The organism is Flavobacterium frigidimaris (assembly GCF_002217275.1).
In the GTDB taxonomy this organism is placed as follows: domain Bacteria; phylum Bacteroidota; class Bacteroidia; order Flavobacteriales; family Flavobacteriaceae; genus Flavobacterium; species Flavobacterium aquidurense.
Map to the genome: position 1 here is coordinate 138,263 of NZ_MUGV01000013.1, position 25,385 is coordinate 163,647.

Consider the following 25,385-nt stretch of genomic DNA (forward strand, 5'->3'; position numbering starts at 1 on the left):
ATATCATGAAAAAAATAAAATTAAGCGCCTTACTAATCAGTATTACCCTTGCTGCAAATGCGCAAGTTTCAAAACAAGCCTCGACTTTTACCCAAAAGTCAAATGAGGCAGTATATTCAAAATTAAACTTTGAAGATACTGCCGATTTTATAGACGCAAAACGCGGTTTCATCGCCACTTTAACGGATGGAAAAGTATTATCTAAATCCGGAAATATTGCAGTCGATGTAAATACCTTCAATTTTATAAAGGGAAAATCTCCAGCAACTGTAAATCCGGCGTTATGGCGTCAGGCACAATTGAATAATATCAACGGATTATTCAAAATTACAACTGGCGTTTATCAGGTTCGTGGTATTGATGCCGCTAATATTTCATTTATTGAAACTAAAAACGGATACGTTGTTGTGGATGCTTTGACGATTTCTGAAGCCTCGGCGGCAGCCTATGAATTAATCAAAAAACACGTCGCCAATAAACCAATTTTAGCTGTAATTGTAACCCACAGTCACGGCGATCATTACGGAGGAATTGAGGGTTTAATTTCTGCAGATGACATCAAATCCGGCAAAGTAAAATTCATTACACCAAAAGGTTTTTATGAAGAAGCGGTTAGCGAAAATGTCCTTTTAGGAAATGTAATGCGCAGAAGAGCCGGTTATCAATTTGGATTAGGCTTGGAACGAAACGACAAAAGTCAGGTTGATATTGGTTTAGGAAAACCATTTTTAGGCGGAGGTTCTTCTTCCCTTTTAGAACCCAATCTGGAAATCGAAAAAACAGGACAAACGATAAACATTGATGGTTTGGATTTAGTTTTTCAGCTTACGCCGAATTCTGAAGCTCCAGCCGAATTAACGCTCTTTGCTCCTGCTCAAAAAGTTTTCTTTTCTGCTGAAATTGCCAGTCATACGTATCACAACGTTTTAACGCCTCGTGGTGCCAAAACCAGAGATGCCAAGGCTTGGGCAGGATATCTGGACGAAGCAATTGATTTATTTGGAGACAAAACTGAATTCGTTGTTCCGTCGCACACCTGGCCGGTTTATAGTCATGATAAAGGAATTACTTTCTTAGAAAAACAAAGAGATTTATACAAATATGTGCACGATCAAACGGTTCATTTAGCCAACAAAGGTTTGAACAAAGATGAGATTGCCGAAGAAATAAAATTGCCTGCTGAACTGGCAAAAGAATGGTACAATCGTGATTTTTACGGAACGGTAAAACACAATGCCAAAGCTACTTACCAATTTTATCTAGGTTGGTGGGACGGAAATCCTGCTGAATACGATAAACTTCCTCAAGTTGAAGCGGCAAAGAAATATGTAGAATGGTTTGGCGGCGAAGAAACGGCCGTAAAAAAAGCAACAGAAAGTTTTGAAAAAGGCGAATACCGCTGGGTGGCCGAAGTTTTGAAACATGTGATTTTTGCCAATCCAAATAATGTTGCGGCAAAGAATTTACAGGCCGATGCTTTCGAGCAAATTGCGTATCAAAGTGAATCCGGAATTTGGAGAGATTTGTATTTATCAGGTGCGAAAGAACTCCGCGAAGGCGTAATTGTTCCCAAGAATCCTGTAAATCGCGCTGCCGGATTTTTGGCCACTTTAACTCCTGAAGCTATTTTCGATTATTTATCGGTTACCGTTGATGGAACAAAAGCAGGCGGAAAAGACATTAAACTCCGATTTATATTTCCGGAATTGAATAAAAACATATTGGTTTATCTTAAAAATGGTGTTTTACATCAAAGTGAAGCGCGTCCAAACGAAAAAACCGAATTTACCTTAACCATTCCAAAAGCAAAATTTGTTGAACTATTGACAAAACCTGAAACGGCGCGAGATATTTTAACTTCTGATGGAGTTAGTTTTGACGGCGATCCGTTTAAATTCAGAGAATTGGCAAGCGTTTTTGAACCCGCAAATCCATATTGGAATATTGTAACCCCTTAAATTCAAAACTTATGAAAACTAAAATATTTAAAAATAGTTTCACAATCGTATTTTTTCTTTTAACCATAAGTGGTTTTTCGCAAGATAAAAGCTCCAGTAGTATTGTATTACTGGATGCCTTTTATGCGAAAATTAAAAGTCAAAAAAGTCCACAAATAATCGATGCCAGGGGCACTGATGAATTTGCCTTAAATCATATTGAAGGCGCTGTAAACTTCAATTTAAAATCAGAAGATTATGAAAAACAGGTTGCGGCTTTAAATCCGTCTCAACCCGTATTTATTTATTCCATCGCGGCTTACAGAAGTGGTCTTTTATCAACCGAATTAATAAAAAAAGGGTTCTCTGAAGTGTACATATTAGACGGCGGAATTGCCAGCTGGATTGGTGGCGGAAAATCTTTTTACACCAATTTAAAAAGCAAATTAACATTACCGGAATACAAAAAAATCATTGCCGATAATAATTATGTTTTGGTTGATATTGGCTCAAAATATTGCGCAACCTGCAAAACAGTAAAACCAATTTTAGAAAATCTTAGAACACAATATGGAGAAAAACTGAAAATTGTTCAAATTGAGCTGGAAGAGAGCCCGCAAGTAATCGCTGATTTAAAAACGGTAAAAGTATTCCCTACTTTGATCTTGTATCAAAATGGAAAAATTGTTTTCAAAAAAGATGGCCTAGGCGATTTGAAGAATGATGTTGATGTGGCACTGGCTGCTAAATAACAATTTATTTTTCTGTACTCAATTTTGTCATCCCGAGGAACGAGGACACGAGCGATAGCAAACTGGCGAAGTAATCCCCACAAGTAGCTCGACAAAAATTAGCGAATTTCTGTGAGGAGTTTCTCGCGGGGATCCCTCGTTCCTCGGGATGACAAAAAATACCCTACAACTTTGAGTAAGCTCTCGAACTAAATGCACTAAAAAGAATAAACAATAAAAAACCATGGCATTAACCAAAACCAAAAAAATCGTTTTCTCGATTCTAACCATACTATTAATCATAGCGATATTTTTATTCTGGCCCATCAATACAGATGGAACCCTAATAAAACCAAATGAAAAATTAGTCGAAGGAAAAAAAGTGTTTTTAGCTGAAAAAATTCCTTCAGACAGTTCCTTCAAAAAGCCAAATATCATTATTCTGCTTGCTGATGATTTAGGAAAATATGATATTTCGTTGTACGGAGGAAAAGCAACTCCGACACCTCAAATTGATTCCCTGGCGGCTTCTGGCGTAACTTTTACAGACGCTTATGTTTCTGCTTCTATTTGTTCTCCTTCACGTGCCGGTTTGATTACCGGTCGCTATCAGGAACGTTTTGGACACGAATTTCAACCCGGAGATCGTTATCCCAAAAACAACTTAGAATATTATGGTTTCAAATATTTGATCAATACCAATAATTGGAGATTGAATCCGAAAATCGAATATCCAAATGAAGCCTCTATAGCTACACAAGGTTTACCACAATCTGAAATTACGTTTGCTGATTTGGCAAAAAGAGAAGGTTACAGCACTGCCATTATCGGGAAATGGCACTTGGGCCACAACAAAGGATTTTTTCCTTTAGACCGAGGTTTCGATTATCATTACGGGTTTTATCAGGCTTTCTCGCTTTATACACCAGAAGATGATAATCCGGATATTATCAACCATCATCACAAAGATTTTACCGATAAAACAATTTGGGGAAATGGCCGTGTTGGAATTGGACAAATTCGTCGCGATACCACTATCATTCATAATAAAGCATATCTAACGGAAACGTTTGCTGATGAAGCAGAAGCTTTTATCGATAAAAATAAAAAGAAACCTTTCTTGTTGTACGTTCCTTTTAACGCGCCACATACTCCATTTCAGGTTCGCAAGAAATATTACGATCGTTTTCCGAATGTAAAAGACGAAAACAAACGTGTTTATTTTGCGATGATCAGCGCTTTAGACGATGCCATTGGCCGAATCAGAGCCAAAGTCAAAAAAGAAGGTTTAGAAGATAATACTTTAATCTTTTTTGCCAGCGACAACGGTGGCGCCGATTATACTTTTGCCACCACAAATGCACCTTTAAAAGGCGGAAAATTTTCTCATTTTGAAGGAGGAATCAATGTTCCGTTTGCCTTGTCATGGAAAGGAAAAATCAAACCGCATACTGTTTACAAAACTCCGGTAAGCACTTTGGATATTTTCAGCACGATTGCGGCTGCCATTCATTCTGATTTACCAAAAGACAGGGTTTATGATGGTGTAGATCTTGTGAGTACCGTTAATGAAAATAAAGAAGCGCACAAAACTTTGTACTGGCGTTCAGGTGATGCAAAAGCCATCAGAAGTGGTGACTGGAAATTAATTATCAGCGGAAAAACGCATCAGGAATGGTTGTATAATTTGGCCAATGACAAATCAGAAAAGACTGATCTTGCTCAAAAAAATCCGGCAAAAGTAAAAGAATTGCATGCTGCCTTGCAAAATTGGGAAAAAGGATTAGTTAAACCTTTGTGGCCTAATTTAACGCATTATGAATTTGATTTTGGAACACAAAAATACTTTGTTGATTTATAATCTATAAAGGAAAAAATACTAATAACTAATTAAAATAACCTAAAAATAAATAGAATGAAAAGAAGCTGTTGCTAATAAAAAAATCATTTCTGCGGGAACAGAAATGATAAGGGCTAAAATAAAAAACCATTTCTGCGGGAACAGAAATGGCGAGGCTAAAAAAGAATATTTTATATCTAAAAGGAATGCAAAAGTCACGTAAATCACTCTGCATCCTTACTTTATTAAACCAAAACAAAGTAATGAAAAAAAAATTATATATACTTTCATTCCTGACCATATTTATGATTTCGTTAGGAATTAATGCGCAGGAAACTACTCCACTTATTCAATCGAAACTCGAAGGAACAATAGTGGACCAAATTACAAATGAACCAATAATTGGAGCATCTGTAAATATCAAAGGAACAACACATGGTGTACAAACAGATTTAGACGGAAAATTTTATTTCCAGACGGGGCAAAAACTTCCGTATACTTTAATAGTAAGTTTTCTTGGCTACAAAACAAAAGAGCTGGTTGTCAATGAAAGTCCTGTTCATATTACGTTATCTGCAGATGTTCAGGAGTTAACTGACGTTCTTATTGTGGGTTATGGTACGCAAAAGAAAAAGGATTATACGGGCTCTCTTTCCTCTATTCCAACTGAATTAAAGTCATTGCCAACCTTATCAGTAGACAGACTTCTTCAAGGTGGAATTTCAGGTGCCCAGGTTACACAATCAAGTGGTCAGCCCGGCGCCGGAACTTCAGTTAGAATTCGTGGAGGAACTTCAATTATTGCGGGTAACGAACCACTTTATGTAATTGATGGTTTTCCTGTATATAACGGAGATGGAGCCGTTGATTCCGGAGTAACCAGCGGTGCAAGTATAAATCCGTTGTCCAGTCTTAATCCTGCTGAAATTGAATCCATTGATGTTTTAAAAGATGCCTCTGCTACGGCTATTTATGGTTCCCGTGGTGCAAATGGAGTAATTTTAATTACAACCAAAAGAGGTAAAAAAGGACAAATGTCTGTTACCTACGATGCGTATTATGGAGTCCAAAATGTGATTAACACCATTCCAATGTTAAATGCAGAGCAATGGGGATATTTAAAAAATGACGCATTAAAAGATTCCGGAAAAGCGCCGCTCTACACACAAGAACAACTTGATAATTTGGGTGTAGGTACTAACTGGCAGGATGAAGCATTCACCTCTGCTCCTATTTCAAGTCAAACTATTTCGGTTACTTCAGGCTCTGATAAAACGAGACTTTTGGTTTCAGGAAATTATTTTAAACAAGACGGAGTTTTGATAAATTCTGGATTTAACCGCTATTCAGGGAGATTGAACGTTGATCATGATTTTACTCCAAAATTCAAATTTGGATTAAGTTTAAGTGGAAGTATAACCAATGCTGATGTTGCTCCTGATGGAGTGGTTCAAAATATTTTGGGTATGGTTCCGGTTGTTCCGGTGCGCGATGCCAATGGTGCATTTACGGCAAATAGCAGTTATGGTGCAGCGGTAGCAAATCCGATAGCAACAATGACATTACAAATAAATGAAACCAATACTACAAGGTTTTTATTTAACGGTTTTGGAGAATACAAAATAATTGAAGGATTAACAGCAAGAGTATCGCTGGGAACCGATATTATCAATAATAAACAAAACAGATATATTCCATCTACACTTTATGAAAGTCCAGCCGGTGGAAGCGCTTCAAAAGGATCATTATCGTCTGTTGGCTGGCTAAATGAAAATACACTTAGTTATAAAAAGAAGATTGGTGAAAAACATGCGTTTGATATTCTTACTGGTTATACACAACAAAAAACGACTTCAGAAGTATTTCGTGCAGGATCATCCAATTTTGCAAGTGATGAGTTTACTTATAATAATCTTGCATCTGGGACTGTAATCACTACTCCAATGTCATCTGCCAGCGAGTCGTCACTTCAATCTTTTCTTACCAGAATTAACTACGGATTTGACGACCGTTACTTATTTACATTTACCGTCCGTGCTGATGGTTCTTCCCGATTTGGTTCGAGCAACAAATGGGGTACATTTCCATCTGCAGCTTTTGCCTGGAATATTTCGAATGAAAACTTCCTGAAAAACGTTGAGCAAATCAGTTCATTAAAACTTCGTTTAAGTGCCGGTTTAACCGGAAATCAAGAGATAAGTCCTTATCAGTCAATCGCAAGGCTTTCTTATTATCCTTATGTATTTGCGAACACGCTGGTACCAGGTTTCGCTCCGAGCAGTTTCGAGAATCCGGATCTGGGATGGGAAACGACAACACAATATAATATAGGTACAGATGTATCTTTATTCAACAATAGAATAAACCTGACTGCCGATGTTTATTACAAGAAAACGGAAGATTTATTGTTAGAAGTTCCAATTCCGTATACTTCAGGATTGGAAAGTGCTTTTCAAAACTTAGGATCGGTTGAAAATAAGGGGATCGAAATAGGTTTAAAAACCCTAAATTTTGTGGGTGACTTCGAATGGACCACCAACTTCATTTATTCCGCTAACCGAAACAAAGTATTAAGTCTGGGCGAAGGAACTGACTTTTTTATTCCTGTTAATCCGGCCACTACCACAACTCCTTCAGGAATTGTAAAGGTTGGAGAACCTTTAGGATCCTTCTACATGTACAAATTTGATGGCTTATTTCAGGAAGGAGATGATTTTTCAAATTCTCCTTTGGCCAATACGAAAGCCGGAAGTCAAAAATTTAAGGATTTAAACAATGATGGAAAAATCACTCAGGCTGATGACAGAACCGTTGTGGGCAATTCAGAACCGCTTTTTCTGGCAAGTTTAACCAACACTTTCCGCTATAAAAACTTTGATTTAATTATTTTCATTAACTCTTCTTACGGAAATAAAATTTTCAACAGATCGGCTGCTGATTATGAGTTAGGTACTGGTTTTACAGGAGCTTATGCTACATTGTTAGACCGCTGGACTCCTACTAATACTAATACCCGTATTCATCGTGCGGTTGAAGATCCTTCTGCTACATTATCGGATCGCTACGTTGAAGATGGCTCGTACATCCGATTTAAGAACATCTCTTTAGGCTACACTTTGCCTAAGAAAATAGCATCCTATCTAACACTGAGCAGTGCACGCGTTTATATCGCTGGTCAAAACCTGATCACTTTTACAGATTATTCAGGTTATGATCCTGAAGTAAACCGTAATGGTCAGGCTGCACTTAATTCAGGTGTTGACGTAGGTGTTTATCCCGGAACTAAAACAATTTTAGGTGGCGTTAGCGTCACTTTCTAAAATTTAATAATTAAAAAAAATCAAAATGAAAAAGATATATATATTACTTACTGCTATTTCATTGGGTTTGGCAGCTTGTACCGGACTCTCAGAAGATCCAGAATCATTTATTTCACCTGGTCAATTTTACAAAACATCAAATGATGCTGTTGCAGCGGTCAACTCAATCTATTTTCACTTAAATCAAAATGATATTGTGGGACAGCCGATATATAATTCGCTGTACAATACCGGAATGGATTTTATGACAGATGATTTGAGTGCCGGACCTGGTTCACCAAATCCGGATGTTAGATCGCTTTCCGCTTTAGCGCATTCATCTACTTTACTTCGTGGAAAAGAAAGCTGGCAACAACATTATTCAGGTATTAACAAGGCAAATGTCGCCATTGAAAGAATACCGGAAGTAACAATGGATGAAAAATTAAAGAGCAGATTATTGGGTGAAGCCCGATTCTTACGCGCTTTGTATTATTTTGATTTAGTGAGACAATTTGGAGGCGTACCGTTATTATTGACCGATCAAACGCAACTTCCGATTGAACAACTGCAGGTACCACGCAATACTGCAACTGAAATTTATGCGCAAATAATAACAGATTTAAAGGAATCTGTAAACAACTTTAAGGCCGGATCAACCGGAGAAGTTGGTCGCGCCACAGAAGGTGCAGCAAAATCACTATTGTCAAAAGTATATCTTACAAAAAGAGATTGGGCAAATGCCGTAACTACTGCCGAAGAAGTAATAAATGGCAGCTATGGTTATGTATTATTAAGCGACTACTCACAAGTGTTTTTGCCTGCTTACAAAAACAGCAAGGAACATATCTTTTCGGTTCAGTTTAATTCAGCTGCAAATATAACTAATGCCGTAACCGGGAGAGATATCGCAACAGGAGTACCTGGAATAAAAGGCTCTTACGGTGATCAATTAACCTTTTATACCAAAGGAACGGATAAATTTTTCAGCATTTATAAATTATATACAGCCAAAGATAAAAGACGCAATGTAAGTTTTGTGACCAAATACAAAAGTCCGACAAATGGAAAATGGTACGGAACTCTCAACGACATTAAAATCCCTGGTGATTCTGTTCCTTATCTGAATAAATATTGGGATCCAAATTTTGCAAGCACAGGAAAATCAGAAGCTAATGCCAATATCATTCGCTTTGCTGAAGTTTTGCTAATTCATGCAGAAGCAGAGAATGAATTAAACGGGCCAACTGCAAAAGCATATGCTTCGCTTAATAGAGTAAGGAAAAGAGCAGGTTTGGATGATCTTACACCAGATTTGACAAAAGATCAGTTTCGTGAAGCACTTTACCTTGACAGAAGGTTAGAATTGGTTGGCGAATACCAACGATTCTTCGACCTCATCCGTCAAACAGGAAGCGAAGCTACAGGCGTTGGACCGGAAGGAAGAGGAACTTTGCTTAAAAATCTTCAGGCGGTTGGAAAAACAAACGTGGCAGCAAGGCATTATCTATTCCCAATTCCTCAATTTGAAATTGAACGAAATAAAAAGCTAACTCAAAACCCTGGTTGGGAATAACTAATACTAACGAGAAAAACTTAAACCAATGAATATCAAAAAAATTTTAATTGCAACAGTGGCTCTATTGGGAGTTAGTACTTCCATCATAGCACAGCATGAACCTATTCAGCCTTTTCAGGGAAAGATTGGAAAAACGCTTGACGAATCTACTCAATGGTGGCCCGAAAAAGTAAAAGCTAAGAAAGATGCACCAAATGTATTATGGATTTTGCTGGACGATGTTGGTTTTGGCGCTTCATCAGCTTTTGGTGGTTTAGCAGAAACACCAAGCTTTGAAGCCCTTGCTAACGATGGTCTGCGTTATACCAATTTTCATACAACAGGTATCTGTAGTCCAACACGAGCTGCATTATTAACTGGACGAAACCATCACAAAGTAGCAATGGGACATCATGCCGAATTAGGAATAGGTGAACCTGGTTATTTAGGTGAAATTCCGTTAGAAGCCGGAACAGTTGCTGAGATTTTTCGTGAAAATGGTTACAATACCTTTGCACTTGGTAAATGGCACGGTATACAACCAGCACAGCAAAGTCTGACTGGTCCGTTTAACCGTTGGCCAACCGGACGTGGATTTGAGCAATTCTATGGGTTCATTGGTGGTGCAACAGATCAATGGCACCCACAACTTGTTGATGGTATCAATGATGTCAATATTGAACCTAACACCAAACATTTGAACGAATTATTGGCAGATAAGGCCATTTCGTACATTGCAAATCAAAAATCAACCGATCCTGAAAAACCATTTTTCTTGTATTATGCTACAGGTGCAACCCATGCCCCACACCATGTTGCCAAAGAATGGAGTGATAAATACAAAGGCAAGTTTGACAAAGGTTGGGATTGGTACCGCCAAGAGGTATTCAACAGACAAACAGCTCAGGGATTATTACAAAAAGGAACTGTTTTGCCTCCGCGTCAGGCAGGTGTTCAGGAATGGAATAGCCTATCCGCAGATGAGAAAAAAGTATTTGCCCGTTTCATGGAAAATTATGCAGGTTACCTTTCGTATACTGATCACGAAATTGGCCGCGTAATCGATTTTTTAAAACGTTCCGATTTACTTGATAATACAATCATTTTCTTAGTAATTGGAGATAACGGAGGAAGTAAAGAAGGAACTTATACAGGATCATTGGGGATAAGTTCAGGAGAACGCAGTCTTACTGGTGATGTACCATTTTTGCTTGAAAATCTGGATAAAATCGGAACAGAAAATACAAATCCTAATTATCCATTAGGCTGGTCTCAGGCTTGTAATACCCCCTTTAGATACTGGAAAAGCGACGCCAACAGTGAAGGAGCCACACACAATCCGTTGATTGTTAGCTGGCCAAAAGGAATAAAAGAAAAAGGAGGTATTCGCACACAATACAGTCATGTTTCAGACATTTTACCGACAACAGTTGAGCTTACAGGAGTTACCGTTCCTGAAGTTATCAATGGCTATCCGCAATGGCCTATACAGGGAACAAGTTTTGCTTTTTCTTTAAATGACGAAAAAGCACCAACACGTCATCATGTTCAATACTATGAACTTCATGGTGGCCGTTCGATTTATAAAGATGGCTGGAAAGCAAGTGTTTATCATCCTCGAAATTTTTCTGGTGAAACTGGCACAGATCCAAATTTTAATCCGAGACCTTTCAGTCAGGACAAATGGGAACTTTATAACCTGAATGAAGATTGGAATGAAATCAATGATCTTGCTGCAAAGTATCCGGAAAAGCTAAAAGAACTTCAGGATTTGTTTGATAGCGAAGCCAAAAGCAATAACGTATATCCTTTACACAGTTATCAGGAAGGATTGGCCAAGCCAGTTATTAAGCCAAAAACGGTAATTCTTGAAGGAACATCTCAAAAAATCCAGGTAAATATTGGAAAAGGAGCTGTAACCATTACGGCCAATATCGAAACTGCTGCAAAAACTGATGAAGGGGTTATATTCGCAAATGGAGGTTTATTGGGCGGTTCAAGCCTCTATATCAAAGGAGGGAAATTACACTATCTTCTTAATAATGGAGTGGATCAAAAAATCCTGACGGCATCAAAACCAATTCAGGCCGGTAAAAACACCATCAAAATTGAATATCCAGATTCGAAAAATATTGCATTGTTTCTAAATGGCGAAAAAGTAGCTGAAGAGCGTAATATCATCCGTGGAAAATACATTAACAGTATATCAGGTGAAGGACTTAGCGTTGGTCGAGATTTAAATTCGCCAGTCACCAAAACCTATCCTGCGCCGTTTGATTTTAAAGGAAAAGTTACCAGGATTGTGATTGAACAAAGCGTGCAATAATTTATTCTAAACGATAAATAAGAAAGTATATGAAATCAAAATATTCAATCATTGCAGCTCTGCTGTTATACGGTGTTACCACATTTGGTCAGAACAAATCCGAAGCTGATTTTTTTAACGGCAAACAACTGTTTTCGACTGTCCAAAAATATGTTTCACTTGGCGAACACCGCACCGGAACACCAACCGATCTGGCAACTTCAGATTGGTTGGGTAAGGAACTTGCTTCTTATGGATACGATGTTAAATATCTCGAATTTCCTATTCGACAATTCTTCCCGGAGAAAGTATCATTATCAAGCGGAAAAGAAACTATAAAAGCCTTTCCTCTATGGTGGGTAAACGAGAGCATTAATCGAACCGTGACCGGTACCCTTGTTGAAGCAGATAAAGTTAAAGCGTATACCAAAAGTAATATCGCCCTAATTCATCTTCCGCTTAAACAACAAAAAGGGAATCCAAAAAAATATATAGATTCAATTATTAATCTGGGAGTTAAGGGTATAATTGCTATAACCGACAATCAGTCGGGAGAAATTGAAGCCTATAATACCAATAAAGATCAGCAGCCGTGGAAAGTGCCAATTATTTTAATTGCTCCAAAAGACAGTGCTAAGGCGTTGGCGTTTGTAAAAAACGGCGCAGCAGTTACTTTGGCCATAAATGGGACTTTTAAAGAGGTAAAAGGCCGCAATGTTTACGGTACAATTGGAAACGGCGAACAATACATTGTAATCTCCACTCCTATTAGTGGTTGGTTTACTTGTGGTGGAGAACGGGGTTCAGGTATTGCCATTTGGTTGTCATTGGCCAAATGGGCAGCTTCCTTAAAATCGAAATATACCTTTGTGTTTACGGCTAACTCAGGTCATGAACATGCTTTTAAAGGCGCACATGAATATTTGGAACGAAATGCACCGCCAGTAGAAAAAACGCATCTGTGGATTCATTTTGGTGCAGGTGCAGCAACGCTGGAATTTAAAAACACCCCTTCAGGATTAGTAAAACAAACCAATGCTGATCCTAAACGAAGATTCTTCTTTAATGATCCGGTAAAAAACTCCTTCAACACTGCTTTTACCGGAATTAATGCAGTAAAGTTTTTGGCGAATGAAAATCCGGGTGGAGAACTTATTTATGTTGCCCAAAAAGGATATAAAAGATTTGCAGGTGTGTCGTATGCTCATCCGTTTTTTCATGTAAAAACCGATGATGCCAATACTACTTCTCCTGAAATTTTGGAAGAAACAGCAAAGGCTTTTAGAGATTTTATCAAAGAGGACAGTAAACAGTAAAACGGAAAAAATGAAAATAGGAACATCCAATTCTTCACGACGATCGTTTTTAAAAATAGCCGGATTGGGCGCTGTTTTGCCGCTTGTTCCATCAGTAATGAGTGCTTCGCCTGATTTCCATCCAGAGTCAACTTTTGGAAATAAGCTTTTGGTAACTGACATTAAAGTCTATAATGTAAAAGTTAACCAAAGAGGAAGCTGGTATTTCATTGAACTGATTACTGATAAAGGTTTATCCGGATTTGGTGAAGCGTCGCATGCCTTTGGTGGTCTTTCTGGTGAAGGAGACAAAGCACTGCATAAAGAACTGTCTTACTTTTTTGAACTTGTAAAAGGCCAATCGCCGTTCAACATTGAACAATTCAGGCAACTTGCGTGGAAGAAATCGCTTCAGTCCAAAATTTCCGGAACAGCATTTAGCGGCATTGAACAGGCACTTTGGGATTTAAAAGGCAAAGCTCTGGGTGTTCCGGTATATGAACTACTGGGTGGTAAACTGAGAGATACTGTGAAAGTATATGCCAATATAAACCGTGCCAACAATGATAAAGAAAATAGCGGACACCGATCAGTAGCTAACTTTCAGCGCAACGCCGAAGAAGCTATGAAAAATGGATTCAAGGCAGTTAAATTGGCTCCTTTCGACGAAATGGCTCCGTTAACATCTTCCCCTTCAAAGTTGAAAGCTGATATTGACTATGCAGTGAATTGTATTCAAACAATTCGCCAAACCATTGGTAATGACATTGAATTGCTTATCGATGTTCATAGTCATTTAAACCGTGATTTAGCCATCGAAACTGCCAAAAGGCTTGAGTCCTATAATCTTTACTGGTTTGAAGAACCTGTAAATCCGGAAAAATTTGTTCAGGAGACAAAAGAAATTAAAGACAATATCAAGCAAAATCTGGCAGGAGGTGAAGCCATTTTTGGAGTTCAGGGTTTTGCCCCTTTGCTTCAGGCAAATGCATTGAGCATTATTATGCCAGATGTAAAACATTGTGGCGGCGTACAGGAGTTGAAAAACATCGCGGCCATAGCGAATGCTTTAGGCCAAGTACGTGTTGCACCACATAACCCAAGCGGACCAGTTGCAACAGCAGCTTCGGCACATTTGTGCGCGAATATCCCAAATTTTGCCATTCTCGAATTTGCTTATGGTGAAGTGCCATGGCGTGCCGAACTTCTTAGTCCTCCGGAACAGTTTGTAAACGGCAATATTGTCGTAAATGACAATCCAGGTTTTGGCTTTACACTGAATAAAAAATTGATTGACACTTTGCTTTAAAATATTCATAAAACTAAAATGGATACAAATTACATCAAAGAGGAAATAATATAACATTAAAAAAAATTACAATGAATAAAATAATTTTCAAAACTGGGATTAGTATGCTTTTCGCATCTTCCCTATTAATGAATACCTATGGACAGCAATCGGGACAATTAACTTCAGATAAAGAATTTAAGGGAAAAATCGGAAGGACCGTCGCTGAGTCGCAAGAGTATCATCCCGAAAAGAAAAAAGCTCCGGCGGGAGCACCAAACGTAGTGGTTTTTCTTATTGATGATGCAGGTTATGGTACTGCAAGCGCCTTTGGAGGACTTATGGAAACGCCGGTATTAGACAGTTTGGCCAATAACGGCCTTCGTTATACCAATTTTCACTCAACGGGCGTATGTTCTCCTACACGTGCAGCATTGCTAACGGGTAGAAACCATCATTCGGTACACATGGGAACACTGAATTACAGTTCGAGCGGTTTTCCTGGTTATGATGCAATTATGCCTGCAGATAAAGCAACGATTGCAGAAGTTTTACATGAAAATAATTACAACACCTTTGCCGTGGGTAAATATCATGTGGCTCCGCTTAATGAAATTACTTCAAATGGACCTTTTGACAGATGGGCCGTAGGGCGTGGTTTCGATCATTTCTACGGATTTCAATTAGGTCATACAGATCAGTATCATCCGAACTTATACGAAGATGCGAAGGTGATTGATATTGAACCCAACAGCAAACATTTGACTACTTTATTGGCCGATAAAGCCATCAGCTATATTGCCAATCAGAAATCGATCGAACCAGAAAAACCGTTTTTTCTTTATTTTGCTACGGGCGCCATTCATTCTCCACATCAGGTAGATAAAAAATGGAGTGACTTGTACAAAGGAAAATTCGACAAAGGTTGGGACTGGTATCGTGAAGAAGTATTTGCACGTCAAAAAAGATTGGGTGTAATACCTGCTAATGCTATATTACCAGATCGTGATCCAACTGTGAAAGCATGGGATAGCTTAACACCGGAACAGAAAAAAGTTTATGCTCGCTTTATGGAAGTATATGCCGGATTTTTAACGCATGCCGATTATGAATTTGGACGCATTGTTAATTATTTGAAAGAAATAGGACAGTCAGATAATACGGTTATTTTGGTAAGTATTGGAGATAATGGATCAAGTCATAGTCCAACCAATGGAACTTTGAATGGCTATATAAGCAGTTTAGATGAAGATAAACAGGTTGCTGAATTGTATAAAAATATTGATAAAATAGGAACAGAACATTCCTTTGAAGATGCTCCTTCAGGATGGACACAAGCTACAAACACACCTTTCCGTTTATGGAAGGCAGATCCTAATAGCGAAGGAGGAACACATCAGCCGCTTATTGTCTATTATCCAAATGGCGGATTTAAAAAAGGCGAAATTCATACACAATATGGACACGTAATTGATATCGCCCCAACTATTTACGAACTAACTGGCGCAAAAGTTCCCGAAGTAATCAAAGGCTACAAACAACAACCAATAGAAGGTACCAGTTTGGTTTACTCCTTTAAAAATGCCGAGGCGCCAAACCGCCATACTGTTCAGTATTACGAACTTTTTGGAAAACGAGCGATTGTAAAAGAGGGTTGGAAAGCTTCGGTTTTTCACAAATCGGGAACAGATTTCTCTAAGGATGTTTGGGAACTCTATAATCTGAATGATGATTTTAACGAACGTATCGATTTGGCTGCTAAATACCCTGAAAAGGTAAAAGAATTACAAGCTTTATTTGATGCCGAAGCAATTAAATACAACGTATATCCATTAAGTGACAATGCATTAGGACACAGCGCCGGAGGAAGAGAACGCAGCCCCTATGGATTGAAAAACAAAGTAGTTTTATATCCTGGGATTGATCAGCTTCTTACTTACAGCGGACCACAATTTCAAAATGATCCCTTCACAATCACTGCTGATATCGAACTAAAATCAAAAACAGAACAAGGCGTTCTTTTTGCTTCCGGTTCTGAATTTGACGGACTAAGTTTATTTATTAAAGATGGTAAATTCATTGTAGCACATAACACAGGAAGTATCATTAAACATTTGGAATCGAATATTCCAGTACCTGTTGGAAAATCGAAACTAAGATTTGAATTCAACTATATTGAACCTGCAAAAGGCAACAAAGACCGTAATCTTCCTGCCGGAACAGAATCAATCTATATCAACGATCAAAAGGTAGCAGAAAGACCAATTGTAGCATCCGAAGGTAGAATTGCGATTTATAAAGACGGTATTGATGTAGGTGCAGATCGAAATTCTCCTGTTTCAGACAAATATAAAGTTCCATTCAATTTCACAGGAAAACTGAATAACGTTACCATAGAATATAAATAAGATTAGAAAAAAAGCGATCAATTCACACGACTTGATCGCTTTACATTTTTTCTATTTTCTACACTCTATACTCTATTTTCTATTAAACAATAACCATTAATTTAAAATGTCAACTCAACCAAAAAAAATTACCATTCACGAAGACTGGACAGTCGTAATTCTGGGATTTATAATCATCGGGATTTCGTTATTTATTTTCCTTCCCGAAGTTCCCGTTTTCAAATGGTCCAACGGGACCGATTTAATTTCAGATGTTTTTGATTTCGAAAATTTAAAAATCCTCGGAATACAATTTTTATATCTGATTTCAATTGGTGCTTTCGGTGCTTTTTTGATTGGAAAATCAGTTAAATATTTTTTACTGGTTTTTCCAATTGTTTATATTCTAACTGTTCTCGCTCTGATTATTGCAGGAAATACTGAAGTAAAAGCACTCAATTTGGAAGCCGTAATTTTCAGTTTGATAATTGGTTTGGCTATTGGAAATTTTTTGAAACTTCCTGAATGGTTTCGCTCTGCCCTTTCTACAGAAGTTTTTGTGAAAATCGGATTGGTTTTGCTGGGAACAAGTGTGATTTTTTCAGATATTTTAAAGGCAGGGGCATTAGGATTAATTCAGGCTTTGATTGTGGTTTTATCTGTTTGGTATTTTGCTTTTTGGCTTTGCCGAAAATTAAAAGTAGATGATGAATTGACCATGATGATTTCGAGTGCCGTTTCCATCTGTGGTGTCTCTGCAGCAATTGCAACTTCCGGCGCAATCAAAGGCGATTCAAAAAAACTGTCTTATGTGATTTCGATTGTATTGGTAACCGCCATTCCAATGATGATTTTCATGCCGATAATTGCCAAATATTTCAATTTCCCTGAAGAAGTAACCGGCGCCTGGCTCGGAGGAAGTATTGATACTTCGGGAGCTGTTGTGGCTTCTGGAACTTTGGTGGGCGAAACAGCTTTAAAAATTAGCACCATTGTTAAGTTTTCTCAAAATGTATTGTTAGGATTAGCAGCATTTGCAATCTCAGTTTACTGGACGTACACGCATAATAATTCGGCGGAAGCCAAAGAATCAAAACCTACCTTAAGCGTTATTTGGGAGCGTTTTCCAAAATTTGTTATTGGTTTTATTCTGGCTTCAATTGTTTTTTCTTTTTTCCTTACTTCTGAAGTTCGGGACGCAGTAAAAGACAGTTTAAAAAATTTGCAGGGAATCTGGTTTGCATTAGCCTTTACCAGCATTGGCTTAGAAACTAATTTTAAAGATTTGCTTCAAAATAATAGCAGAAAACCTTTGTATGCCTTTTTAATTGCACAATTGTTTAATGTGATTGTGACTTTGATTATTGCTTTTCTATTGTTTGGAAAATAAAATTAATCTCGCAAAGGTGCAAAGTTTTTTAAGCCACAGATTAAAAGATTTTAATGATTTTTTTCAAAGTTGCGTAGGAACGAACTATTTGTAGCAGCGGATTTTAATCCGTTGAAGCGCGTAAGTTTAAATGCAATATTATAAAAGCGTTTCTATTTAAGACAAAAATAGAAACTATTTTATTCATATAGATCTGCTTATGTTAGACATAGCCCAAGGTTTCAACCTTGGGAGCGGGAGAAACGGCTATATGCATTGTGTTCCCAAGGTTGAAACCTCGGGCTATGTTTAATCATTTCTTTAAAATTCCCTTTTCAACACTGATAAAGTCATTTCGAGGAACGAGAAATCACATCCAGAGAGCGACGCACTGTGTGTCTTCACTTTATGTGATTTCTCGTTCCTCGAAATGACAAAAATCCGTTAAATTCTTTCCTCAAATCTAAAGCATGTATAAAATGTATTTAAAATTACATTTTATATATGCTTTTTTTAATTATGATCTAAGCAAAAAACAAATTCAAACAACTAATAATCAATAAATTAAATTTAAAAACGCTCTTTTTTTAAAAAATAATTACATATTTATTTGGATATCTTTATATTAAATTTAACTTTGTCTATAGATTTAGTAGAGTTTAAAACCTAAAGAGCTACATTTTGAAAACAACAGCAAACAGATTAAATTACATTCTTCTTAAAAATCACACCTATAACAGCCTTTGTTATATGTGCAGCTGTTGCTAATTCTTCCTCACTATTTCGTTTAAAAATGTTTCTTCCGAATCAAATATCAGAAAACGAAACCTTATCAGATTATTTAAAATTCTTATTGCTATTTAACTATTTATTTGATGCTTTTGCTTCAAGTAAATCATTGATAATATAATAAAAAGTTCATTTCTGCGGCAACAAAAATGGCAAAGCTTAAAGAATATTTATCGCTTAAAACAAAAAAACAACTCACAAAAAGTACTATTAAAATGAATTACAAAGTTAAAAGCATTCTATTTTCACTCCTTCTTTCAGGATTTGTAGGTTCTATAGAATCGAATGCACAAAATGCAACATCAAAACCCAATATTATTCTGATTATGGTGGATGATATGGGATACTCCGATTTAGGAAATTATGGTTCTGAAATTAAAACACCCAATCTGGATAAATTAGCCAGTGAAGGTTTACGCTTACGCGAATTTTACAATAATTCGATTTGTGCGCCAACCCGAGGTTCCCTTTTAACGGGACAATATCAGCACAAAGCCGGAATGGGATTTTTTGATGTCAATTTAGGGTTGCCGGCTTACCAAGGTTATCTGAATAAAGAATCTTTGACTCTGGGAGAAGTTTTCCGTTCTGGAGGTTACAGCACTATTTTGTCAGGAAAATGGCATGTTGGTTCTGAAGATCAGGCACAATGGCCGAACCAAAGAGGTTTTGACAAATTTTACGGCATCTTAAAAGGCGCTTCGAATTATTTTGACACCAAAGGTTTGCCTTTCGGAAAAACACCTTATCCGGTAAAATTGCTTCGTAACAATGAAGAACTGCATCCAAAAGATGATTCCTATTATTTTACAGATGAAATCGGGAATAATGCTGTTACTTTCTTAGACGAGCAAAACAAAGAAAATAAACCTTTCTTTTTGTATTTAGCCTTTACAGCGCCGCACTGGCCGCTGCAGGCAAAACCAGTTGATATTGCCAAATACAGAGGAAAGTTTGATGAAGGATGGGATATTTTAAGAGAGAAAAGAATTGAAAAACTAAAAGCAAACGGCATTTTACCAGCCAATCAAAATGTAGCTCCAAGAGATCCCGAAGTTCCGGAATGGAGCAAACTGACGTACGACGAAAAGCAATTCTGGAAAGCCAAAATGGAAGTTTATGCCGCAATGGTCGACAACATGGATCAGAATGTGGGGAAAGTTCTGGAGAAATTAAAAGCACTAAAAAAAGATAAAAATACGCTTATCATTTTCATTTCTGACAATGGTGCTCAAGGCGGATTCAATACTTACAATCCACTTGGAAGAGGTTTAGTTCGAAACGACGGACCTGTAGGAACTTCAGGATCGTTTGATTATCAGGAACAAAACTGGGCTTATTTATCTAATACGCCATTACAGCAATACAAAAACAACATGCACGAAGGTGGTTTTAGTTCGCCGTTTATTGCCTGGTTTCCATCAAAAATAAAAGCGGGCCGAATCGATAAAGGAACCGGGCATATTATTGACCTTGCTCCTACTTTTTACGAATTGGCCGGAATTGAATATCCGAAGGAATACAATGGTGTTAATTCAAATCCATTAGCTGGAAAAAGCTTATTACCAGTTCTATTCGATAATGTTTCTGAAGTAAACAGAGGCGCACCATTATTTTGGGAAAGAGCCGGAAACCGAGCGGTTCGTGACGGAAAATGGAAATTAGTTTCAACTTATCCTTCTTATGAATGGGAGCTTTACAACATTGAAACGGACCGTGGAGAAACAACCAATGTCGCACAACAAAATCCGGGAATTGTCAACAAACTTTCTGCTTCTTATTTTGAATGGGCAGACAGAACGGGAGTTGTAGAATACAGCAAGTTTAAACTAAAACCAGAAGTGATGCCCGGTGGTGCGCTTTTGAAGAAATAAAAATCATTTTTCTAATTTTAAAATAATCAATTATGAATTCATTTTATCAGGAAATTGCCAAACAGCATCAGGAGCTATTGATTCTTCCTGATAAGAAATTAATTCACCAGTTTGTAGATAACTTATTTGTGATCTTGTTCTCGAATACATCAAAATCATTAGAGTCAGAAGAAACTATCAAATACAAATTCACTCAACTTAAAAACCAATTTGACGAACTAGTTTTAGATTTTTCAACAAAAACGGTGCAGGATAAAGAGCAGACGACCACTTTTTTCAACATCATACCATTGTTGCATAAGGAAGCGTTAAATGACGCCCTGACGATTTTCACAAAAGATCCTGCAGCAAAATCATTAGAGGAAGTATTGTATTCCTATCCTGGATTTTTTGCTATTGCAGTTTATCGTTTTTCTCATCAGTTATGGAAACAGGATTTAAAATTGCTCGCCAGAACTATTTCGGAATACGCACATATTAAAACAAGTATTGAAATTCATCCCGGTGCTGAGATTGGGACTGATTTTGCCATTGATCACGGAACAGGAATTGTAATTGGTGAAACAGCGATTATTGGCAATAATGTGCAGATTTATCAGGGAGTGACGCTTGGGGCTTTGAGTGTAAAAAAAGAGGAGGCTTTTGTAAAAAGACATCCAACCATTGAGGACAATGTAATTATTTATGCCAATAGTACTATTCTGGGCGGACAGACGAAAGTAGGAAAAGATTCTATTATTGGAGGAAATGTCTGGCTAACCTACACTGTACCTTCAAATTCTGTTGTCTATCATAAAAATGAAATCAAGATCAGGGACAATAATCCTTTTCCGGCGCCCATTTTTTATTCCATTTAAAAAAACACCAAAACCAATGAAATATCAAAACATTTTAGAGACGATTGGAAACACGCCTCATATAAGATTAAATAAACTTTTTAAATCGCACGAAGTTTGGATTAAACTTGAAAAATCAAATCCGGGATCCAGTATAAAAGACCGAATTGCATTGGCTATGATTGAAGATGCAGAAAAAAAAGGGCTGATAAATGAAGAAACCACTATTATAGAGCCAACTTCGGGAAATACCGGAATCGGACTTTCATTAGTTGCGGCAGTTAAAGGCTACAAAGTTATTGTGGTTATGCCAGAATCGATGAGTGTTGAACGCAGAAGAATTCTGAATGCGTATGGCGCCGAATTTATTTTAACGCCTCGTGAAAAAGGAACTTCGGGAGCAGTAGAAAGAGCAAAAGAACTAGCAGCAACGATTAAAAATTCATTTTTACCATCGCAGTTTACCAATAAAGCGAATGTAGAAATTCATGAAAAAACAACGGCGCTGGAAATTCTCGCCGATTTCCCCGACGGAATCGATTATCTGATTACCGGCGTTGGAACCGGAGGCCATATTACCGGTGTATCAAAAATTCTAAAACAACATTTTCCAAATCTAAAAACCTTTGCGGTTGAACCCGCATTATCTCCGGTTTTAAGCGGGGGTTTACCAGCACCACATCCCTTTCAGGGAATTGGTGCTGGCTTTATTCCCGAAGTTTTCAATCGTGAATATGTCGATCAAATCATAACAGTTGATAAGAATGAATCGTACACGTTCACTAAAAGAATTGCAAAAGAAGAAGGCATATTTGCAGGCATTTCAACCGGTGCAGCACTTTCTGCAATCGCAAAAAAATTAAAAGATATCCCGGAAAATGCCGTGATTCTCACTTTTAATTATGACACAGGAGAAAGATATCTATCTATAGATGAACTATTTGACTAGATTTTTAAATTTTATCAATAACTTTAAGGTATCCAAAAAGAATAAATTATTAATTAAAAAAAAACCAAAAACAAAATGGCAGAATCTAAACAACAACAGACCGCATTAGGCGATGTTGCAGCAAGACAGTTAGCAATTGCAACCCGTACAGTCCCTCAAATCGGAACTATTTCTCCACGTTGGTTAACGCATTTATTGCATTGGACACCTGTAGAATCTGGCGTATTTCGTCTGAATAAAGTAAAAGACGGAAGTCATATCGAAGTAGATTGTTCTGCACGAGACGAAAGGGTTTTACCCAATACTTTTGTCGATTATATCGAGAATCCAAGAGAGTATAATTTAGCAGCCGTGCAAACTATTGTTGAAGTTCACACCCGTGTTTCGGACTTGTATAGTAAGCCATACAATCAAATTTCAGAACAGCTTCGTTTGGCTATCGAAACGATCAAAGAACGTCAGGAAAGTGAATTAATCAATAATAAAGATTATGGATTATTAAGCAACGTTGCGCCTTCTCAAATAATAAAAACGCGAACTGGCGCACCAACTCCGGACGATTTAGATGAGTTGCTTACAAAAGTGTGGAAAGAACCTGGATTCTTCTTACTTCACCCGTTAGCGATTGCTGCTTTTGGTCGTGAATGTACACGTCGTGGCGTTCCCCCTCCTACTACCTCTTTGTTTGGATCACAATTTTTAACCTGGAGAGGAATTCCTCTTATACCTTCAGATAAATTACCTATTAAAAACGGAAAATCGAAAATTATTTTGTTGAGAACCGGAGAAAGCCGTCAGGGTGTTATCGGATTAATTCAGCCTGGTTTACAGGGGGAACAATCACCTGGACTATCTGTTCGTTTTATGGGCATCAATGAAAGAGCCATTGCTTCGTATTTAGTATCTCTTTATTGCTCTTTAGCCATTTTGGTTGATGATGCAATTGCTGTTTTAGAAGATGTAGAAATAGGAAAGTATCATGAGTATAAATACTAACGAAAACGGATTACCAAACATTGACGATTTGCAAAATTTAGCCAATGAGTTGTTCCAAACTTTACCCAATGAATTTCCGAAAGAAATTTCGTTGAGTCCGGATAGAGCCGAACATCCTCGTGCGACAAAAATTGCAGAAACACTTTTGCATGCAGGTGGTGCCAATATCATTGCACCATTTCCAACGCAAAGTCCGTTACATGTACAGCCTTTTCCAACTTCATTTAGTGGTTTTGGAGCCTCTCCAACTATTGCTAATCAAAGTTCGAGTGCTTCTGCATTGTATCCGAATGCAGGCGCAGGTTTTGATCCTCAATATGGTATTCCTTCATCGGGAGTTCCTGAAAATAATGCTTTAAATATCAATAATCCACAAACTGGATTTAATGATATTAATTTGAAAAATGAAGGTGCATCACAAATTAATGAAGAATCGTTTTTTTCGTCATTACTGTTGAATAATCAATATTTACCATTCCAAACTGAAAATTCTTCTTTTGAGGCAGAATTAAAATTGGCTCTCGAAATGGTTGATACGCAATTCAGAAAACGTGTTGATTTTTCGTCAGGCGGAAGTGAAAGCCCAAATTCATACTATTTTTTAGATCAGAATCCATTTGCTTTTGATCAAAAAAACACAAATGCAATTATTGGAAATACTTTTGGATTAAAAGAATTTGGCGGTATTACAGGGAACAATTTTAATGCAGAATTAATCAAAAAAGATTTCCCAATTCTGCGTGAAACTGTAAATGGAAAACCGCTAGTTTGGTTTGATAATGCCGCAACAACTCAAAAACCGCAAGCTGTTATTGATCGTATCGCTTATTTTTATGAACACGAAAATTCGAATATTCATCGTGCGGCACATGAGTTAGCTGCCCGGGCATCTGATGCTTATGAAGCTGCCCGCGAAAAAGTAAAAACGTTTTTAAATGCCGGTTCAGTAAATGAAATTGTCTTTGTTCGTGGTGCAACAGAAGGAATTAATCTTGTGGCGCAAAGCTGGGGCGATCCTAATTTGGTCGCCGGAGATGAAATTATCGTTAGTAATCTGGAACATCATGCGAATATTGTTCCGTGGAAAAGACTGGCCGATAAAAAAGGTTTGAAACTCAGAGTAATTCCGGTAGACGATGACGGTCAGATTTTATTGGATGAATACGCAAAACTACTGAATTCAAAAACACGTTTGGTTGCTTTTACTCAGGTTTCGAATGCTCTTGGAACCGTAACTCCAGCCAAAAAAATAGTTGAAATGGCGCATGCTGCCGGAGCAAAAGTTTTAATAGACGGCGCGCAATCAGTTTCGCATATGAAAGTTGATGTTCAGGATTTAAATCCGGATTGGCTTGTTTTTTCAGGTCATAAATTGTTTGGTCCAACCGGAATTGGGGCATTATATGGCAAAGAAGAATTATTGAACGAAATGCAGCCGTATCAAGCTGGTGGTAATATGATTCAGGATGTGACTTTTGAGGAAATAAAATACCATAAAGCACCCAATCGTTTTGAAGCCGGAACAGGAAATATTGCCGATGCAATTGGTCTTGGAGCCGCAATCGATTATGTAACCAAAATTGGGATAGATACCATTGGTCAGTACGAACATTATTTGTTAGACTATGCTACCCGGTTATTAAAGGAAATTCCAGGTGTACGATTAATAGGCACTGCAAAAGACAAAGCAAGTGTGTTATCTTTTAATTTACAAGGATATTCAAACGATCAGGTTGGACAGGCTCTAAACAAAGAAGGAGTTGCTGTGAGAACTGGCCATCATTGTGCGCAGCCAATTTTACGCCGAATGGGAGTTGAAACTACAGTTCGCCCTTCGCTGGCTTTTTACAACACAACTCAGGATGTAGATACTTTTATAAAAACTTTATGGGAACTTAAAAAGGTCCGATTTTAGATTAAAAACATAATTAC

Annotated in this window: 15 protein-coding genes; all 15 read left to right on the forward strand. The window is 37.5% G+C overall.

From position 1 onward, the window contains the following. Nucleotides 1-5 precede the first annotated feature (5 nt). A complete protein-coding gene (locus B0A65_RS07040; protein WP_074658576.1) occupies nucleotides 6-1,958 on the forward strand; it encodes an alkyl/aryl-sulfatase in 1,953 nt (650 codons plus the stop codon). Between the two features lie 11 nt (nucleotides 1,959-1,969). Next, the gene (locus B0A65_RS07045; protein WP_074658578.1) at nucleotides 1,970-2,689 is read left to right on the forward strand and encodes a rhodanese-like domain-containing protein; all 720 of its coding nucleotides are present in this window, start codon (nucleotides 1,970-1,972) and stop codon (nucleotides 2,687-2,689) included. Between the two features lie 223 nt (nucleotides 2,690-2,912). Next, entirely contained in the window at nucleotides 2,913-4,529 is a 1,617-nt protein-coding gene (locus tag B0A65_RS07050) for a sulfatase-like hydrolase/transferase (protein ID WP_074658580.1), read from the forward strand. A gap of 242 nt (nucleotides 4,530-4,771) precedes the next feature. Further along, on the forward strand, nucleotides 4,772-7,828 hold the full coding sequence (locus B0A65_RS07055; RefSeq protein ID WP_074658582.1) for a SusC/RagA family TonB-linked outer membrane protein: 3,057 nt from the start codon (nucleotides 4,772-4,774) through the stop codon (nucleotides 7,826-7,828). A 25-nt stretch (nucleotides 7,829-7,853) separates the two neighbouring features. Continuing rightward, nucleotides 7,854-9,383 (forward strand): RagB/SusD family nutrient uptake outer membrane protein, encoded by a 1,530-nt coding sequence (locus tag B0A65_RS07060; RefSeq protein ID WP_026984574.1) that lies wholly within the window; start codon nucleotides 7,854-7,856, stop codon nucleotides 9,381-9,383. Between the two features lie 28 nt (nucleotides 9,384-9,411). After that, a complete protein-coding gene (locus tag B0A65_RS07065) occupies nucleotides 9,412-11,691 on the forward strand; it encodes an arylsulfatase (RefSeq protein WP_074658584.1) in 2,280 nt (759 codons plus the stop codon). Nucleotides 11,692-11,720: 29 nt separating this feature from the next. Next, nucleotides 11,721-12,986, forward strand: a complete 1,266-nt coding sequence (locus tag B0A65_RS07070; RefSeq protein WP_074658586.1) for a hypothetical protein — start codon at nucleotides 11,721-11,723, stop codon at nucleotides 12,984-12,986. A gap of 10 nt (nucleotides 12,987-12,996) precedes the next feature. Further along, nucleotides 12,997-14,274 (forward strand): mandelate racemase/muconate lactonizing enzyme family protein, encoded by a 1,278-nt coding sequence (locus tag B0A65_RS07075; protein ID WP_074658588.1) that lies wholly within the window; start codon nucleotides 12,997-12,999, stop codon nucleotides 14,272-14,274. Nucleotides 14,275-14,345: 71 nt separating this feature from the next. Then, nucleotides 14,346-16,661 carry an arylsulfatase gene (locus B0A65_RS07080; protein ID WP_083370404.1) on the forward strand — a complete coding sequence of 772 codons (2,316 nt, stop codon included), beginning with the start codon at nucleotides 14,346-14,348 and terminating at the stop codon, nucleotides 16,659-16,661. 106 nt (nucleotides 16,662-16,767) lie between these two features. Next, nucleotides 16,768-18,030 carry a YeiH family protein gene (locus tag B0A65_RS07085; RefSeq protein ID WP_074658592.1) on the forward strand — a complete coding sequence of 421 codons (1,263 nt, stop codon included), beginning with the start codon at nucleotides 16,768-16,770 and terminating at the stop codon, nucleotides 18,028-18,030. 983 nt (nucleotides 18,031-19,013) lie between these two features. Continuing rightward, nucleotides 19,014-20,672, forward strand: a complete 1,659-nt coding sequence (locus B0A65_RS07090; RefSeq protein WP_074659224.1) for an arylsulfatase — start codon at nucleotides 19,014-19,016, stop codon at nucleotides 20,670-20,672. A gap of 32 nt (nucleotides 20,673-20,704) precedes the next feature. Beyond that, the gene (gene epsC / locus B0A65_RS07095) at nucleotides 20,705-21,529 is read left to right on the forward strand and encodes a serine O-acetyltransferase EpsC (RefSeq protein ID WP_074658594.1); all 825 of its coding nucleotides are present in this window, start codon (nucleotides 20,705-20,707) and stop codon (nucleotides 21,527-21,529) included. 16 nt (nucleotides 21,530-21,545) lie between these two features. Then, nucleotides 21,546-22,457 (forward strand): cysteine synthase A, encoded by a 912-nt coding sequence (gene cysK, locus B0A65_RS07100; protein ID WP_074658596.1) that lies wholly within the window; start codon nucleotides 21,546-21,548, stop codon nucleotides 22,455-22,457. Nucleotides 22,458-22,532: 75 nt separating this feature from the next. Then, nucleotides 22,533-23,453: a family 2A encapsulin nanocompartment shell protein gene (locus tag B0A65_RS07105; RefSeq protein WP_074658598.1), complete on the forward strand. Its 921-nt coding sequence runs from the start codon at nucleotides 22,533-22,535 to the stop codon at nucleotides 23,451-23,453. Beyond that, nucleotides 23,437-25,368: a family 2A encapsulin nanocompartment cargo protein cysteine desulfurase gene (locus tag B0A65_RS07110; protein ID WP_074658599.1), complete on the forward strand. Its 1,932-nt coding sequence runs from the start codon at nucleotides 23,437-23,439 to the stop codon at nucleotides 25,366-25,368. Before B0A65_RS07105 ends, B0A65_RS07110 begins: the two co-directional genes overlap by 17 nt. The last annotated feature ends 17 nt before the right edge of the window (nucleotides 25,369-25,385 follow it).

Bases quoted from the DNA above. Each gene is read 5' to 3' on its own strand.
- B0A65_RS07075 (WP_074658588.1), top strand. From the start codon at position 12,997: ATGAAAATAGGAACATCCAATTCTTCACGACGATCGTTTTTAAAAATA.
- B0A65_RS07050 (WP_074658580.1), top strand. From the start codon at position 2,913: ATGGCATTAACCAAAACCAAAAAAATCGTTTTCTCGATTCTAACCATA.
- B0A65_RS07085 (WP_074658592.1), top strand. From the start codon at position 16,768: ATGTCAACTCAACCAAAAAAAATTACCATTCACGAAGACTGGACAGTC.
- B0A65_RS07045 (WP_074658578.1), top strand. From the start codon at position 1,970: ATGAAAACTAAAATATTTAAAAATAGTTTCACAATCGTATTTTTTCTT.
- B0A65_RS07065 (WP_074658584.1), top strand. From the start codon at position 9,412: ATGAATATCAAAAAAATTTTAATTGCAACAGTGGCTCTATTGGGAGTT.
- cysK (WP_074658596.1), top strand. From the start codon at position 21,546: ATGAAATATCAAAACATTTTAGAGACGATTGGAAACACGCCTCATATA.
- epsC (WP_074658594.1), top strand. From the start codon at position 20,705: ATGAATTCATTTTATCAGGAAATTGCCAAACAGCATCAGGAGCTATTG.
- B0A65_RS07070 (WP_074658586.1), top strand. From the start codon at position 11,721: ATGAAATCAAAATATTCAATCATTGCAGCTCTGCTGTTATACGGTGTT.
- B0A65_RS07060 (WP_026984574.1), top strand. From the start codon at position 7,854: ATGAAAAAGATATATATATTACTTACTGCTATTTCATTGGGTTTGGCA.
- B0A65_RS07105 (WP_074658598.1), top strand. From the start codon at position 22,533: ATGGCAGAATCTAAACAACAACAGACCGCATTAGGCGATGTTGCAGCA.
- B0A65_RS07080 (WP_083370404.1), top strand. From the start codon at position 14,346: ATGAATAAAATAATTTTCAAAACTGGGATTAGTATGCTTTTCGCATCT.
- B0A65_RS07090 (WP_074659224.1), top strand. From the start codon at position 19,014: ATGAATTACAAAGTTAAAAGCATTCTATTTTCACTCCTTCTTTCAGGA.
- B0A65_RS07055 (WP_074658582.1), top strand. From the start codon at position 4,772: ATGAAAAAAAAATTATATATACTTTCATTCCTGACCATATTTATGATT.
- B0A65_RS07110 (WP_074658599.1), top strand. From the start codon at position 23,437: ATGAGTATAAATACTAACGAAAACGGATTACCAAACATTGACGATTTG.
- B0A65_RS07040 (WP_074658576.1), top strand. From the start codon at position 6: ATGAAAAAAATAAAATTAAGCGCCTTACTAATCAGTATTACCCTTGCT.